The organism is Streptomyces profundus, from assembly GCF_020740535.1.
GTDB classification, from domain to species: domain Bacteria; phylum Actinomycetota; class Actinomycetes; order Streptomycetales; family Streptomycetaceae; genus Streptomyces; species Streptomyces profundus.
This window is the reverse complement of sequence record NZ_CP082362.1, coordinates 728,400-743,509: the sequence shown is the minus strand read 5'-3', so window position 1 is coordinate 743,509 and position 15,110 is coordinate 728,400. Positions and strand designations below refer to the sequence as shown.

Genomic DNA, 15,110 nt, shown 5'->3' with positions numbered 1-15,110 from the left:
ACGTAAACACCCCCGGTGGGTGACCTGCTCGGCCATGGTCTGTTTGCGTAAACATTCGGTACGACCAGCGAGGTATGCCCATGACGACGTTGTCACCGCCCTCCGTGGCGGGACGCCCGGCCGCTCCGCCGCCCAAGGCATCGCGGAGCCGGCGCTCCTGGGTCGGCTGGGGATTCCTCGCGCCCTTCATGATCGTCTTCGTCGTGGTCTTCCTGGCGCCGATCGCCTACTCGATCTATCTGAGCCTGTTCCGTGAGCAGATGGTCGGCGGCACCTCGTTCGTCGGACTGGAGAACTACCAACGGGCGTTCGAGGACCCGAAGTTCTGGGAGGCCCTGGGCCGGGTCACCCTGTTCCTGCTGATCCAGGTGCCGATCATGCTGGGGATCGCCCTGCTGGTCGCCCTGGCCATCGACAGCGGGCGCCTCTACGGGAAGAACTTCTTCCGGATCGCGATCTTCATGCCCTACGCGGTTCCCGCCGTGGTCGCCACCCTGATGTGGGGGTTCATCTACGGCAACCGCTTCGGTCTGGTCGGCAACATCAACGACACGTTCGGCATCTCACTGCCCAACCCGCTCTCTCCCGATCTGGTGCTCGCCTCCATCGGCAACATCGTGACCTGGGAGTTCGTCGGGTACAACATGTTGATCTTCTATGCCGCGCTGCGGGTGATCCCGCACTCCCTCTACGAGGCGGCGGAGATCGACGGCGCCGGCCAGCTGCGGGTGATCACCGCGATCAAGCTGCCCGCGATCCGTGGCGCGCTGGTGATCGCCACCATCTTCTCGATCATCGGCAGCTTCCAGCTGTTCAACGAGCCGAGCATCCTGCAGAACCTCGCGCCCAACGCGATCACCACGTACTTCACGCCGAACCTGTTCACCTACTCGCTGTCCTTCTCCGGCCAGCAGCACAACTACGCCGCCACCGTGGCGATCCTCATGGGCCTGCTCACCATGGTCATCGCCTACGTCGTGCAGCTCCGCGGTATGCGAAAGGAAGCGTGACCGATGGCAGCCACCACGACCACCACGAGGCGGAGCGCGAACGGACGCCCGGCGCCTCGGTTGCGCAGCCGGGGCCGGCGCCGTCCGAACTCCGTGAGCCGCCCGCGCCGCAGCACGCTGCTCACGGTCCTCACCGGACTGGTGCTGGTCTACTCGCTGGTGCCGCTCGTCTGGCTGGCGATCAACGCCACCAAGACCCAGGCCGGCCTCTTCGACTCCTTCGGCCTGTGGTTCGACGGGGATTTCGCGCTGTGGGGCAACATCTCCGACACCCTCACCTATGACGACGGCGTCTTCGTGCGCTGGCTGCTCAACACGCTGCTCTATGTCGTGGTGGGCGCGGGCGGGGCGACCTTCCTCGCGGTGCTGGGCGGCTACGCGTTGGCGAAGTTCCAGTTCCCCGGGAAGCGGGCCGTGTTCGCCGTGGTGATCGGCGCCGTGGCGGTGCCGGGCACGGCGCTGGCGGTGCCGACCTTTCTGATGTTCAGCGAGATGGGCCTCACCAACACCCCCTGGGCCGTGATCATCCCCTCGCTGATCTCGCCGTTCGGCCTCTATCTGATGTGGGTCTTCGCCGCCGACGCGATCCCCGTCGAACTGCTGGAGGCCGCGCGGATCGACGGCGCCAGCGAGTTGCGGACCTTCTTCCGGGTGAGCCTGCCGATGCTCGCCCCGGGGATCGTCACCGTGCTGCTGTTCACCATGGTCGCGACCTGGAACAACTACTTCCTGCCGCTGATCATGATCAAGGATCCGGACTGGTATCCGCTGACCCTGGGCCTGAACGCGTGGAACGCGCAGGCGTCCACGGCCGGTGGGGAGGCCATCTTCCATCTGGTGATCACCGGTTCGCTGCTCACCATCCTGCCGCTGGTCGTCGCCTTCCTGCTGCTCCAGCGCTACTGGCAGTCCGGGCTCGCGGCCGGAAGCGTCAAGGAGTGATCCCCCCGTTCCCCACCCCTCCGTTCTCTTTCTTCTTTTTCCTTCCAACAGTACTGACAGTGAAGTGAGTTGACTGTGATGACCAAGACAGCGCGCCGCGCTCTGCGCGGGGTCGGGCTGGCCACCGTTGTGGCCCTGGGCCTGACCGCCTGTGGCTCCGACGACGGCGGCTCCGGCGGGGCGAGCGCCTCGGCCGACGAGCTGACCCAGGCCCTGGAGGAGGGCGGCCGGATCACCGTGTGGGCCTGGGAGCCCACCCTGGGCCAGGTGGTGGAGGACTTCGAGGACGAATACCCCAACGTGCAGGTCGATCTGGTCAACGCGGGCACCGCCAACGACCAGTACACCGCGCTGCAGAACGCCATGCAGGCCGGCTCCGGCGTGCCGGACGTCGCGCAGATCGAGTACTACGCCATGGGCCAGTTCTCCTTGAACGAGTCCATCAGCGACCTGTCCGGCTTCGGCGCCCAGGACCTCGGCGACTCCTTCTCGCCCGGCCCCTGGAGCGCCGTGCAGGCGAACGAGGGCGTCTACGGCCTGCCGATGGACTCCGGCCCCATGGCGCTCTACTACAACAAGGACCTCTTCGACGAGCACGGCATCGAGGTGCCCACCACCTGGGACGAGTACCTCCAGGCCGCCCGCGATCTGCACGAGGCCGACCCCAACGCCTATATGACCAACGACACCGGCGACGCCGGCTTCGCCACCAGCCTGATCTGGCAGGCCGGCGGACGCCCCTACCAGGTGGACGGCACCGACGTGGGGATCGACTTCTCCGACGAGGGCACCACCGCCTACACCGAGCTGTGGCAGCAGATGCTGGACGAGGATCTGCTGGCCCCGATCACCTCCTGGAGCGACGAGTGGTTCCAGGGCATGGGCGACGGCACCATCGCCAGCCTGGCCACCGGCGCCTGGATGCCGGCCAACCTGGAGTCGAGCCTGCCCGACGGCGCCGGCTCCTGGCGCGTCGCCCCGCTGCCGCAGTGGGAGGAGGGCGACCCGGCCAGCGCGGAGAACGGCGGTAGCGCGTTGACCGTTCCGGACGCCAGCACCAAGAAGGAACTGGCCTACGGCTTCCTGCAGTACGCCAACGTCGGCGACGGCGTCGGGACCCGACTGGAGAACGGCGCCTTCCCCGCCACCACCGCCGAGCTGGCGTCCGAGGACTTCCTCGCCACGGAGTTCCCCTACTTCGGCGGCCAGCGCGCCAACGAGGTCTTCGCGGAGTCGGCCGCCAACGTCGCTGCCGACTGGTCCTACCTGCCGTTCCAGGTGTACGCCAACTCCATCTTCAACGACACGGCCGGGCAGGCCTATGTGTCCGACAGCCGGCTCGCCGACGGGCTGGGCGACTGGCAGGACAGCTCTCGCCGCTATGGCGAGGACCAGGGCTTCACCCTCACCGACTGACCCCGGTCGCACCCGATGACGGCGCGGGGGCGGCACCGCCTCCGCGCCGTTCGACTTATCCGAGGAGCACGATGAACCGCGACCCGTCGCCGCGCTGGCTGCGCTGGCCGACCGATGAGTCAACGCCCAGGTTCGCCTATGGGGCCGACTACAACCCGGAGCAGTGGCCGCGCGAGGTGTGGCGGGAAGACGTCCGGCTGATGCGCGAGGCCGGCGTGAACATCGTCTCACTGGCGATCTTCTCCTGGGCCCGTATCCAACCGACGCCCGACACCTGGGACTTCGCCTGGCTGGACGAGGTGATGGACCTGTTGCACGAGGGCGGCATCGCCGTCGACCTGGCGACCGCGACGGCTTCCCCGCCGCCCTGGCTGAGCACGCTGCACCCGGAGATCCTGCCGGTCAACGCGCTGGGGCAGACCATCTCGCCCGGGGCCAGGCAGCACTGGCGGCCGACCTCCCCGGTCTTCCGCGAGCACGCGCTGCGCCTCGCGCGGACGATGGCCGAGCGCTACCGGGACCATCCGGCGTTGACGGCCTGGCACATCAGCAACGAGCTGGGCTGCCACAACGTCTACGACTACTCCGAGGACGCGGCCACCGCCTTCCGGGACTGGCTGCGCGCCCGCTACGGGGGCGTGGACGCGCTCAACACGGCCTGGGGCACGGCCTTCTGGTCGCAGCGCTACGGCTCCTTCGACGAGGTGCTGCCGCCCCGGCTCGCCGCCTCGCATCCCAATCCGACCCAGCAGCTGGACTTCAAGCGCTTCTCCTCGGACGCGCTCAAGGACTATCTGCGGGCGGAGCGCGACCTGCTGTACGGCGTCACCCCGGATGTGCCGGTGACCACCAACTTCATGGTGATGGGCGAGACCAAGGGGATGCACTACGCCGACTGGGCCGGCGAGGTGGACTTCGTCTCCAACGACCACTATGTGCACCCCGGGCCGCAGGCACGGGACGAGCTGTCGTTCTCGGCCAACCTCACGGGCAACATCGCGGGGGGCCGTCCATGGTTCCTCATGGAGCACTCCACCAGCGCGGTCAACTGGCAGCCGGTGAACGTGGCCAAGCGGGACGGAGACCTGGCCCGCGACTCCCTGCTGCATGTGGCGCACGGCGCGGACGCCGTCTGCTACTTCCAGTGGCGGCAGTCGGCGGCGGGCGCCGAGAAGTACCACTCGGCGATGGTGCCGCACGCGGGGGCGGACTCCGAGGTGTTCCGCTCGGTCGTCGAACTGGGCGGCCGGCTGGGGCGGCTGGCCGAGGTGGTGGGCGCCGAGCGGCGCCCGGCGCGGGCAGCCATCCTGTTCGACTGGGAGTCCTGGTGGGCCAGCGAGCAGGACTCGCACCCCTCCTCCCTGCTCAACTACCGGCAGGAGGCCCTGGACTGGTACTCCGCCTTCCTTGCCCTGGGCGTGCGGGCCGACGTGATCCACCGGGGCGCCGCGCTGGACGCCTACGACCTGGTGGTGGCCCCGGTGCTGCATGTGGTTCCCGAGGAGCTGACCAAGGAGCTGACCTGCTTCGTCGAGCGCGGCGGACATCTGGTCACCACCTACTTCTCCGGCGTGGTGGACGAGAACGACCATGCCTGGCTGGGCGGTTACCCGGGGGCGCTGCGCGATCTGCTGGGCATCAGGATCGAGGAGTTCGGGCCACTGCTCCCGGAGGAGTCCGTCCGCCTCGACGACGGGGGCACGGGCACGCTGTGGACCGACCGGATCACCGTGGCGGATCCCGAGGTGTCCGTGCTGGCGGGCTACCAGGACGGGGCGCAGGCCGGGCGCCCGGCCATCACCCGCCGCGCGGTGGGGCGTGGCTCCGCCTCCTATGTCTCCACGCGGCTCGGGGCCTCGGGGCTGCCCGCCGTCCTGGCGCGGCTCCTGGCGGGCGCCGGGGTGGAGAGCGAACTGCCCGAAGGGCTCAGGGGGCGCGTGGAGCTGGCGGTGCGGGGCACCGGCGAGAGCGCCTACTGGTTCCTCATCAACCGCACGGATGAGCCTCTCGACCTGGGGGAGTTGGCCGATGGGCGGCTTTCGCCCGTCGACGGCGAGCGGCTCGGCGCGCTCCCGCCGCGCGGCGTGACGGTGTTGCGCCGAACGGAGAACGCCGGCTGATCTGGACAGCACCTCTCCGATGGCGGCTCTCACGCGTGAGGTGAGGGCCGCCATTCTGCTGAGGAAGGGGCGCCGGGCCGTCATGACGCCTCCCCTTCCGGCTTCTTGGCGCGCTGCCGCTGGTAGTGCCGTGCGGCGCGGACCCGGTCGGCGCAGCTCGGCTTGCACCACTCCTGACGGCCGTGGCCCTGCACGAAGTACCGCACGCAGCGTGGAGCGGTGCAGGCCCGCAGCCGCTCCCTGAAGGGCCCGGTCAGGAACGCGATGGTGGCGCGGGCGAGCGCCGCGGTGAGACGGGTGCCCTGATCGTCCGTCCCGGAGAGCGAGACCATGACCGGCGGCTTGCCGTCCGGCCAGTCGAGCCAGGCGGTGAGCGGCTCCCGGGCGACCGCCTCGTTCAGCCGGGCCAGGGACTCGTCGACGGAGAGCAACCGATGCGCGTCGGCGGGACTGGCGGGACCGGGGCGGACGGCGTGGGCGAAGAGGGCACGCACCGCCTGACGCAGCGCCAACACCTCTGCCAGCAGCGCGTCGTCGGCCCGGAACCGTCCGATATCGAGCCGGGAGTCGAACAACTCCGCGTGCTCCACCACCCACTGCTCCAGCTCCGGCGGGCCGAGGAGGTCGTCGGCCACGCCGCCGTGCCCGTCGTGCCGAATGGTGCTGGCCAGCTCCACCGCCAGATGTCGCCGTGTCGCCATCGCCCCTTCCTCTCCGCTCGTCGCCTCGCCCGCAGGGCCATCCCGCACGAATGTCACTTTCTGTGATGTCATTCGCCAAGGTGGTTGCGCTCGGTCACGAGTCTAGTCTAGATTGCTTCTCACGGTAAAGATGGAATTTACCGTGAGAAGCACTTCGAGAGGGGGAGGGCACATGGCCCTTCTGCTGGCACACATCAGCGACACGCATCTGGACGGCACCGCGCGATCCACCGAACGGACCGTCCGTGTGATGGACCATCTGCGGGCCCTGCCGCGCACGCCGGACGCCCTGTTGGTCACGGGGGACATCGCCGATCACGGCGCCGAGGAGGAGTACCGCGAGGCCGCCCGCCTGCTGGCCGCCCCCTTCCCGGTGCTGTACTGCCCCGGCAACCACGACAAACGCCCCGCCTACCGCGAGGTGCTGCTGGGGGAGCGCGTCGAGCCTGGCCCGGTCAACCGGGCGCACCGAGTGGGTGAGGCCGCCGTGTTGATGTGCGATGTCACCGTCCCCGGCAGGGACGAGGGGCGCCTTGCGCCGGAGACGGTCGCCTGGATCGACGCCACCCTCACCGCCTTCGGCCCGGAGAGCCCCGCGCTGATCGCCTTCCACCAGCCGCCGGTGGCCCTGCACCATCCGCTGCCGGACGACTCCCGCCTGCGCGACTCGGCTGAGCTGGCGGATCTGCTCGCCGCCCATCCACAGGTCGTGGCCCTGCTCACGGGGCACGCGCACACCGCGGCCGTCTCCCTCTTCGCCGGCGTCCCCGTGGTGGTCGCCCCCGCCGTCACCTGGACGCTGCGCATGCCCTGGGAGTCGGACGCCCCGGCCGACAGAGCGGCGCCTCCCGGTCTCGCCTTCCATCTGCTGGGCGAGGACAGCCGGTTGACCACACACTTCCGGGTGGTGTCCTGACTCCCTCGATGGCGGCCGTCGGCTTCGCGATGGCGGTGCTGCCGCTGGTCGTCACCCCGGGGGCCAGCCTGGTGCTGCTGACACGCCATGTCGGTGCCGGCGGCCGACGGCAGGCGGTTCCCGTCATCGCCGGCACGGTCGGCGGGCTCTATGTCCACGGCGCGCTGGCGCTGGCCGGGCTCTCCGCCCTGATCGCCCGCTCCAGTCAGGCGTACACCGCGCTGCGCCTGCTCGGCGCCGCCTACCTGGTGGCCCTCGCCGTGTGGACCTGGCGATCCGCCATCCCCCGCCCATCCGCCGCGCGCCCCGCGCGCTCGTTCCCGAGGAGGCCCTCCCGTCCGCTCGGCTCGTCCGCCTGGGCGCAGGCGCTGCTGGGCAATGTGCTGAACCCCAAGGCCGCCGCCGTCTATCTGACCTTGGTGCCCCAGTTCCTCGACCCCCACCGCTCCTTCGCGGGACAGCTGGTGCTGCTGGTCAGCGTGCACGCCGCGCTGATAGCCGGCTGGCTGCTGCTGTGGACCGCGCTGCTCACCGGCGCCCGGCGCCTGCTGGACAGCCCACGGGTGCGCACGGCCATCGCCCGGGCCAGTGCCCTGGCGCTGCTCACCCTCGGCATACGTTCGGCCGCGTCCCTGTGATCCTCGGGTCGCGGCCGTCCCCGGGACAACCGCATAGTGGAAGGGCTCGGAAGGAGCCCGCATGGAGCACGCCATCTGGGCCGAGGGGCTGGTCAAGCGCTTCGGCGGCACCACGGCGCTGGACGGGGTCGACATCCGGGTCAGGGCCGGCACCGTGCTCGGCCTGCTGGGGCCCAACGGCGCGGGAAAGACCACGGTGGTCCGGGTGCTGGCCACCCTGCTCCGCCCCGATGCCGGGCGGGCCAGCGTGCACGGCCACGACGTCTGCCAGGACGCCCACCGGGTCCGTCGGCTGATCGGCCTCACCGGACAGTACGCCTCGGTGGACGAGCAGCTCACCGGCATCGAGAACCTCGTGCTGATCGGTCGTCTGCTGGGCCTGCGGCGGGGTGTCGCCCGCCAGCGCGGGGCGGAACTGCTGGAGCGCTTCGGCCTGGCCGAGGCCGGCCACCAGGCCGTGGGCACCTACTCCGGAGGCATGCGGCGCCGCCTCGACCTGGCGGCCAGTCTGGTCGGGCGGCCCCCGGTGCTCTTCCTGGACGAGCCGACCACGGGGCTCGACCCCCGCGCCCGCACCGAGATGTGGCAGCTGACCCGCGAGTTGGTGGCGGAGGGCACCACGGTGCTGCTGACCACGCAGTATCTGGACGAGGCCGACGAACTCACCGACACCATCGTGGTGATCGACCGCGGCCGGCTGATCGCCCAGGGCACGCCGCAGGAGTTGAAGGCGAAGGCGGGCGGGAGCACCCTCGCGGTCCGCCCCGAGGACGCCGGGCGGCTGCCGCTGGTCCGCCGCACCGTCGCCGAACTCGCCGGCGCGGAGCCGGAGGTGCAGGGTGCCCTCGTCACCGTGCCGGTGAGCGATCCGGATGTGCTGCCCGCCGTGGTGCGCCGGTTGGACGAGGCTCGGGTGCGGGTCACGGAGCTGGCGCTGCGCGGGGCCAGCCTCAACGAGGTCTTCCTCGGTCTCACCGGTCGTCCGGCCCGCGCGGACGAGGGGGGAGCCGAGGACGAGGAGGGGGATGAGCCCCGGGAGAGGCGTGGGATGCCCTCGGCCACCGGAGCCCCGGCGGCGCAGGGCGGCCCGAGCGCGGAGGCGCCGCTTTGACCGGCGAGGCGGCGCCCCGTGGCCCGTCGGGCGCGGGCTCCGAGCCCGGCGCCCGGGTGGGCCTCGCCGAGGGCGTGCGGCAGAGCCTCACCCTGGCCTGGCGCACCCTCGTCCAGGTGCGCCACAACCCTTTCGAGCTCAGCGACTTCAGCATCCAGCCGATCATGTTCGTGCTGCTGTTCACCTACGTGTTCGGCGGCGCCATCGCCGGCTCGGTGCATGACTACCTGACCTTCATGCTCCCCGGGATGATCGTGATGAACATGCTGTTCGTCACGCTCTATGTGGGCCAGGGCCTCAACACCGACCTGACCAAGGGGGTCTTCGACCGGCTCCGGTCGCTTCCCATCGCCCGCTGGGCCCCGTTGGCGGGGCGGATCGCGGCCGACCAGGTCAAACAGGCGTGGTCGATCCTGCTGGTCTTCGTGGTGGGCCTGATCCTCGGCTTCCGGCTCGGCTCTCCCGGGCCGGTCGGCATGCTGGGTGCCGTCGTGCTGCTGCTGGTGTTCGCTCTGGCCTTCTCCTGGGTCGCCGTGCTGGTCGGCCTGTTGGCCAAGGACGCCGAGCGGGTGCAGATCTTCGGATTCACCGCGCTCTTCCCCCTCACCTTCGTCAGCAATGTCTTCGTGCCCGCCGACACCATGCCCGGATGGCTCCAGGCGTTCGTGGACGTCAACCCGGTCAGTGTCCTCGCCGAGGCGTGCCGTGGGCTGATGTTGGGCGGTGCCGTCGCCACCCCCGTGCTCAAGTCGCTGGCCTGGGCCGTTGCCATCGGGGCGGTCTTCGCCCCGCTCTCGGTATGGGTCTTCAAACGCAAGCTCTGACCGCGCGGGAGACCGGTTGCCACCGTTGCCACCCCGTGTGACGATATGTGGCGGTCGGGCCTGAACCGGACTCCTCACGCCGCGCCGTTCGCCCCAACATGGTTCGCCCCACACTGACGCACGCCGAGTTGAACGAGGACACAACGTGACCCATGTCGCCGCAGACTCCCGCTACCAGGACATGTCCTACCGCCGTTCGGGCCGCAGCGGACTGAGGCTGCCCGCTGTCTCCCTCGGGCTCTGGCACAACTTCGGTGACGAGCGCTCCCTCGATGTGCAGGCCGCCATCCTCCGCCGGGCCTTCGACCTGGGGGTCACCCACTTCGACCTGGCCAACAACTACGGCCCGCCCCCCGGCGCGGCCGAGGCCAACTTCGGCCGGCTCTTCGCCCGGAACCTGCGCCCCTACCGGGACGAGATCATCGTCTCCACCAAGGCCGGCTACCTCATGTGGGACGGCCCCTACGGCGAGTGGGGCTCCCGGAAGAACCTGCTGTCCAGCCTGGATCAGAGCCTCGGCCGGCTGGGCCTCGACTATGTCGACATCTTCTACTCCCACCGCCCCGACCCCGACACTCCCCTTGAGGAGACGATGGGCGCGCTGGACGCGGCGGTGCGGCAGGGCAAGGCGCTCTACGTCGGCATCTCCAACTACTCGCCGGAGCAGACCCGCGAGGCCGCCCGCATCCTCCGCGATCTCGGCACCCCGCTGCTGATCCACCAGCCGTCCTACTCGATGTTCAACCGCTGGGTCGAGGACGGTCTGCTGGACACCCTCGACGAGGTGGGCGTCGGCTCCATCGCCTTCTCGCCGCTGGCCCAGGGCCTGCTCACCAACCGCTACCTGGGCGGCGTCCCCGAGGGTTCGCGCGCCGCCGGGGCCAGCCCGTTCCTGACCGAGGACGGCCTGACGCAGGAGAAGCTGGACAAGGTCAGGGCGCTCAACGCCATCGCCGAAAGTCGTGGTCAGACGCTCGCCCAGATGGCCATCGCCTGGGTGCTGCGCGGCGGACGGGTCACCTCGGCCCTGGTCGGCGCCAGCAGCGTCAAGCAGCTGGAGGACAGCGTCGGCGCCATCCACCGGCTGGACTTCAGCGACGAGGAACTGACCGAGATCGAGGGCCACCTGGCCTGAGCGCACGGCGAGGTTCCGCGAGCGGCGGGCGACGGGCCCCGGCGGGCCGCGGCTCCCGCCGCTCCGCGTTCGCCGCCCGCCGGCCCGTGCGCCCGCCCGTCGATCCGTCCACCCACCCGCCCGGTCCCGTCGGGCGCGGATGGCAGGAATCGTCATCACAAGGTCGTTGCCGCAGTGATCGCCGTCTGTCCAGAATCGGAGGGTGACCACTCGCCGCATCGTCTTCGTGGCCTTCCCCCAGTTCCAGGTCCTCGATCTCACCGGCCCGCACGAGGTGTTCTCCCTGGCGGCCCGGCAGGTCGGAGGCACCACCCTCGACGTGGTGGCCGCCGAGCCAGGGTGGGTGCGGGCCAGCTCCGGTCTCGCCCTGGCGACGACCGCCACGCTCGAACAGCTGGACTCCCACCCGGTCGACACCCTGGTCACCGTCGGCGGCGCGGGTGTCCACCGGGCGGCGGAGGACAGGGCGCTGGTGGCCTGGATCGCCCGGACCGCGCGCCGGGCGCGCCGCGTCGCCTCGGTCTGTAGCGGCGCCTTCCTGCTCGCCGGGGCCGGTTTGTTGGACGGAAGGCGAGCCGTCACCCACTGGTCCGCCTGTGACGCGCTGGCCCGCGCCCATCCCGCCGTCACGGTCGATCCCGTCCCGATCTTCGTGCGGGACGGGTCCGTCTGGACCTCCGCCGGAGCCACCGCCGGGATCGATCTCGCGCTCGCCATGGTGGAGGACGACCACGGCCCCGAACTGTCCCGGCGGATCGCCCGACAGCTGGTCATGTTCGTACAGCGCCCGGGCGACCAGGCGCAGTTCAGCGCCCAGCTGGCGGCGCAGCGCCCGGCCCGGTCGCCGCTGCGCGAGGTGCTGGAGTGGATCGCGGACCATCTCGACCACGATCTGAGCGTCGCCGCGCTCGCGGCCCGCGCCGGGATGAGCGAACGCAACTTCGCCCGGGTCTTCCGCGACGCGGTCGGGCGAACCCCGGCCGCCTATGTCGAGGCGGCCCGCATCGAGGCGGCCCGACGACTCCTGGAGACCACCGATATGACCGTCGACGCCCTGGCCCGCTCCTGCGGGTTCGGCACCGTCGAGACCTTCCACCGCAGCTTCAAACGCGTGCTGCGCGTCACCCCGGGCGCCTACCGGCAGCGCTTCTCGCGCAGCGCCCGGCCGACCCTCGCCTGACCTCGCCCCTCGTGCCCGGTCAACCCCGATCCACCGTCCTCCCGAGAGGTCCTCGTGCGCATCCTGATCCCCGTCTTCCCCGGCATCACCACCCTGGACGCCATCGGCCCCTATGAGGTCCTGCGGCAACTGCCCGACGCCGAGGTCTTCTTCCCCGCCGCCGTCCCCGGGCCCGTCCCGGACGGCGCCGGCTCCTTGCGGCTGATGGCCACGCATCGGCTTGCGGACTTCTCCTCGGCCGATGTGCTGGTGGTCCCCGGTGGCCCCGGGGCGCGTCCGCTCCAGGAGGACCGGGCGTTCCTCGACTGGATCGTCCGCGTCCACGCCACCACCCGTTGGACCACGTCCGTCTGCACCGGTTCGCTGATCCTGGGCGCCGCCGGCCTGTTGCGCGGTCTCGACGCCACCACCCACTTCGGGGCGGTCGAGGGCCTGGAGGCGCACGGGGCGCGGTACACCGAGGAGCGGGTGGTGGTGAGGGGCCGCGTCATCACCTCCGCCGGAGTCTCGTCCGGCATCGACATGGCGTTGGTCCTCGCCGAGCGACTGTCCGGCGCGGTGGCCGCGCGGGCGGCACAGTTGCAGATCGAGTACGACCCGCGGCCACCGTTCGACTCCGGCTCCTACGCCAAGGCTCCACAGGAGGTCAGGGACTATCTGGTGGCACGCCGAGCGCGGGGCCGCTGACCCGCTCGGACTCCCGCTGGTTGGTTCGGCGGTGGCTGGGCAGATGATTTCTGTCATGAGCACGTCTCTTTTCGTCCCCCCACAGGAGGCTGACGTGATCCCCACCAGAGCCGAACGGGCACTCCCCGGCCGGGTTCTCCGGGTGCTGGTCACCCTGCTGGCGAGCGTCGCGCTGCTCTTCACCGGCGGCCAGGCCGTCGCCGACGAGCAGTCCGCCGCCGCGACCACCCTCACCTATGACGTCAGCGGCGCCGCCGAGTTCGTCGACGCCGTCCACGCGGGCGCCGACATCTGGAACGAGAGCGTCACCGAGGTGCGTCTCGAACCCGTGGCTCCCGGCCAGTCCGCCAACATCCGGATCATCGCCGACAACGGCTGGCCGCGCGCGCTGATGACCAGCCTGGGCAACGGCACCGTCTGGTTCGGCCGCCAGGCCGTGACCGAGGGCTATGACACCACCCGCATCGCCTCCCACGAACTCGGGCACATCCTCGGCCTGCCGGACATCAAGCCGGGGCCCTGTAGCAGCCTGATGTCCGGCTCGACCGCGGGTGTCGGCTGCGTCAACCCCTACCCCGACGCCGCCGAGCGGGCCGCCGTCGAGGGCTACTTCGGGGGCGCGTTCACCGCTCCCCGGGGACCGGCCCTCAGCCGGGACTGACGGGACAGACGGCCTGACGGGCCTGACGGGCCTGATCGGATCGACGGTGCCGCCCGCGCGCACGGGCGGCACCGTCGACGTTCCTCATGGTCGCCGACGGGCCGCCCAGTCCGCACGGGTGAGCGCGTACACGACCTCGCCGTGCTCGGACCCGGGAATCACCTCGGGCCACTCGCCGGTGAACGCGTGGTCGAAGGAGAGCCCGGACTTCTCCATCACCCGGCGGGAACGCGTGTTGACGGCCATGGTGTTGGCCACGACGCGCTCCACCCCCAACGTGGCGAAGCCCCGGTCGATCAGGGCCAGCGAGCCCTCCGTCGCATAGCCCCGCCCCCAGGACGCGGCCTTCAGGCGATACCCCAACTCGACCACCGCCGGACTGTCGTCAGCCAGCGGGCGGAACTCGAACCAGCCCAGGAACTCGCCCGTCGCACGCTCCTCGGCCGCCCAGTGGCCCGGTGTTCCCCAACAGGGGTGGACACGCAGGAGCCGGGGCAGGGACCGGTCCCTGAGCGTCTCCCGGGAGTTCGGCCGGCCGCCGTTGATGAAACGCAGGACCTCCGGGTCGCCGTCCAGGTCCACCAGATGGTCGAGATCGTCCTCGGAGAACGGGCGGAGCGCGAGTCGATCGGTCTCAAGGAATGGGCGCATGCGGAGATCCTGGCCCCTCGCCCCCTGCCTCGCCACCCGATACCTCCCGCTGGAACCCTGACCGCGCACCGTCGTTGACCTGGCAGAGGGGTCCCGGCGCCGCCGGCGGCCCGGTGCCGGGGACGAGGACGGACCGAGGGAGTCGATGTGAGTGTTCCGGTGGGTGTCATCGCGCCGCCGAGCCTGGACGGCGCGACGCTGTTGGCCTTCGCGCGGCGAGCGGAACTGAACGGTTTCGCCTCGCTCTGGATCGTGGAGGACTGCTTTCTGAACGGGGGGATCGCGCAGGCGGCCACCGTACTGGCGACGACCGAGCGGATCACCGTGGGCCTCGGCGTGCTGCCGGCCGGCGCGCGCAATCCGGCGTTCGCGGCCATGGAGCTGGCCAGCCTGGAGAACTTCCATCCCGGACGGCTGGAGGTCGGCGTGGGGCACGGGATGCCCGACTGGATGCGGCAGGTCGGCTCCTGGCCCGCCAGCCCGCTGACCCTGCTGGCCGAGTATCTGGACGCGCTGCGCCGCCTGTTGGCGGGCGAGGAGGTCACGGTCGAGGGCCGCTATGTGCGGCTCGACGGGGTGCGCCTGGCCGCGCCGCCGCTCAGGGCGCCCGCCGTGCTGGCGGGGGTGCGCGGGCCCCGCTCCATCGAGGTCTCCGGCCGGTCGGCGGACGGCACGCTGCTGGCCGAGCCGGTCACCCCCGAGTATCTGACGGCGGTCAGGGAACAGACCGGCCGTGCGCGGAGCGAACATCGGGTGGTCGGATACAACATCGCGGCGGTGGACGACGATCCCGGCATCGCGCGCGAGCTGGCCAGAGCCGCGCTGCGGGTGGCGGGGGAGCCGGCGTGGGCCCCGCACATCGCCCCCCTTCCGTTCGCCGACGAGCTGGCCGAGCTGCGCCGACAGGCCGGCAGCGCCGAGGAGTTCGCGGCGCGGATGCCGGACGCCTGGGTGGATCGGCTGGCCGTGGTCGGCACGCCGGCGCAGGCCGGGGCCAGGATCGCGGAGTTGGGCGACGCGGGCCTCGACGAGCTGGTGCTGTTCCCGGTGGGTCCCGACCCGGTCGAGGCGCTGGACGGGCTCGGCCGGCTGCTCTGAGGCCCCGGCCGGCCGCGGCA

Annotated in this window: 15 protein-coding genes; 13 read left to right on the top strand and 2 right to left on the bottom strand. The window is 71.1% G+C overall.

All coding sequences use genetic code 11. The features are described 5' to 3' along the window. Positions 1 to 80 precede the first annotated feature (80 nt). From K4G22_RS03275 to K4G22_RS03260, 4 genes are all read left to right on the top strand, one after another. Positions 81 to 1,010: a carbohydrate ABC transporter permease gene (locus tag K4G22_RS03275; protein WP_228078144.1), complete on the top strand. Its 930-nt coding sequence runs from the start codon at positions 81 to 83 to the stop codon at positions 1,008 to 1,010. A 3-nt stretch (positions 1,011 to 1,013) separates the two neighbouring features. Further along, positions 1,014 to 1,952, top strand: coding sequence for a carbohydrate ABC transporter permease (locus K4G22_RS03270; RefSeq protein ID WP_228078143.1), 939 nt, complete (start codon positions 1,014 to 1,016; stop codon positions 1,950 to 1,952). A gap of 78 nt (positions 1,953 to 2,030) precedes the next feature. Continuing rightward, a complete protein-coding gene (locus tag K4G22_RS03265; protein ID WP_228078142.1) occupies positions 2,031 to 3,368 on the top strand; it encodes an ABC transporter substrate-binding protein in 1,338 nt (445 codons plus the stop codon). A 71-nt stretch (positions 3,369 to 3,439) separates the two neighbouring features. Beyond that, positions 3,440 to 5,488 carry a beta-galactosidase gene (locus tag K4G22_RS03260; protein ID WP_228078141.1) on the top strand — a complete coding sequence of 683 codons (2,049 nt, stop codon included), beginning with the start codon at positions 3,440 to 3,442 and terminating at the stop codon, positions 5,486 to 5,488. A gap of 80 nt (positions 5,489 to 5,568) precedes the next feature. On the opposite strand, the gene K4G22_RS03255 is transcribed toward K4G22_RS03260, so the two are convergent. Continuing rightward, positions 5,569 to 6,189, bottom strand: coding sequence for a CGNR zinc finger domain-containing protein (locus K4G22_RS03255; protein WP_228078140.1), 621 nt, complete (start codon positions 6,187 to 6,189; stop codon positions 5,569 to 5,571). A 172-nt stretch (positions 6,190 to 6,361) separates the two neighbouring features. Here K4G22_RS03255 and K4G22_RS03250 point away from each other — a divergent pair, with 172 nt between their 5' ends. From K4G22_RS03250 to K4G22_RS03215, 8 genes are all read left to right on the top strand, one after another. Beyond that, positions 6,362 to 7,105, top strand: a complete 744-nt coding sequence (locus K4G22_RS03250; protein WP_228078139.1) for a metallophosphoesterase — start codon at positions 6,362 to 6,364, stop codon at positions 7,103 to 7,105. Between the two features lie 8 nt (positions 7,106 to 7,113). Next, positions 7,114 to 7,743 carry a LysE family translocator gene (locus K4G22_RS03245; protein ID WP_228078138.1) on the top strand — a complete coding sequence of 210 codons (630 nt, stop codon included), beginning with the start codon at positions 7,114 to 7,116 and terminating at the stop codon, positions 7,741 to 7,743. A gap of 61 nt (positions 7,744 to 7,804) precedes the next feature. Next, on the top strand, positions 7,805 to 8,854 hold the full coding sequence (locus tag K4G22_RS03240; RefSeq protein WP_228078137.1) for an ATP-binding cassette domain-containing protein: 1,050 nt from the start codon (positions 7,805 to 7,807) through the stop codon (positions 8,852 to 8,854). Beyond that, entirely contained in the window at positions 8,851 to 9,678 is an 828-nt protein-coding gene (locus tag K4G22_RS03235) for an ABC transporter permease (protein WP_228078136.1), read from the top strand. The genes K4G22_RS03240 and K4G22_RS03235 overlap by 4 nt, the downstream gene beginning before the upstream one ends. Positions 9,679 to 9,823: 145 nt before the next feature. Next, on the top strand, positions 9,824 to 10,813 hold the full coding sequence (gene mgrA / locus K4G22_RS03230; RefSeq protein WP_228078135.1) for an L-glyceraldehyde 3-phosphate reductase: 990 nt from the start codon (positions 9,824 to 9,826) through the stop codon (positions 10,811 to 10,813). A 202-nt stretch (positions 10,814 to 11,015) separates the two neighbouring features. After that, entirely contained in the window at positions 11,016 to 11,993 is a 978-nt protein-coding gene (locus K4G22_RS03225) for a GlxA family transcriptional regulator (RefSeq protein ID WP_228078134.1), read from the top strand. 54 nt (positions 11,994 to 12,047) lie between these two features. Beyond that, positions 12,048 to 12,680: a DJ-1/PfpI family protein gene (locus K4G22_RS03220; RefSeq protein WP_228078133.1), complete on the top strand. Its 633-nt coding sequence runs from the start codon at positions 12,048 to 12,050 to the stop codon at positions 12,678 to 12,680. 94 nt (positions 12,681 to 12,774) lie between these two features. Next, the gene (locus K4G22_RS03215) at positions 12,775 to 13,341 is read left to right on the top strand and encodes a snapalysin family zinc-dependent metalloprotease (RefSeq protein ID WP_425336592.1); all 567 of its coding nucleotides are present in this window, start codon (positions 12,775 to 12,777) and stop codon (positions 13,339 to 13,341) included. A gap of 84 nt (positions 13,342 to 13,425) precedes the next feature. Here K4G22_RS03215 and K4G22_RS03210 read toward each other — a convergent pair whose 3' ends face one another. Then, positions 13,426 to 13,992, bottom strand: a complete 567-nt coding sequence (locus K4G22_RS03210; RefSeq protein WP_228078132.1) for a GNAT family N-acetyltransferase — start codon at positions 13,990 to 13,992, stop codon at positions 13,426 to 13,428. Between the two features lie 147 nt (positions 13,993 to 14,139). On the opposite strand from K4G22_RS03210, the gene K4G22_RS03205 reads away from it, so the two are divergent. Then, a complete protein-coding gene (locus tag K4G22_RS03205) occupies positions 14,140 to 15,090 on the top strand; it encodes an LLM class flavin-dependent oxidoreductase (protein WP_228078131.1) in 951 nt (316 codons plus the stop codon). Positions 15,091 to 15,110 lie beyond the last annotated feature (20 nt).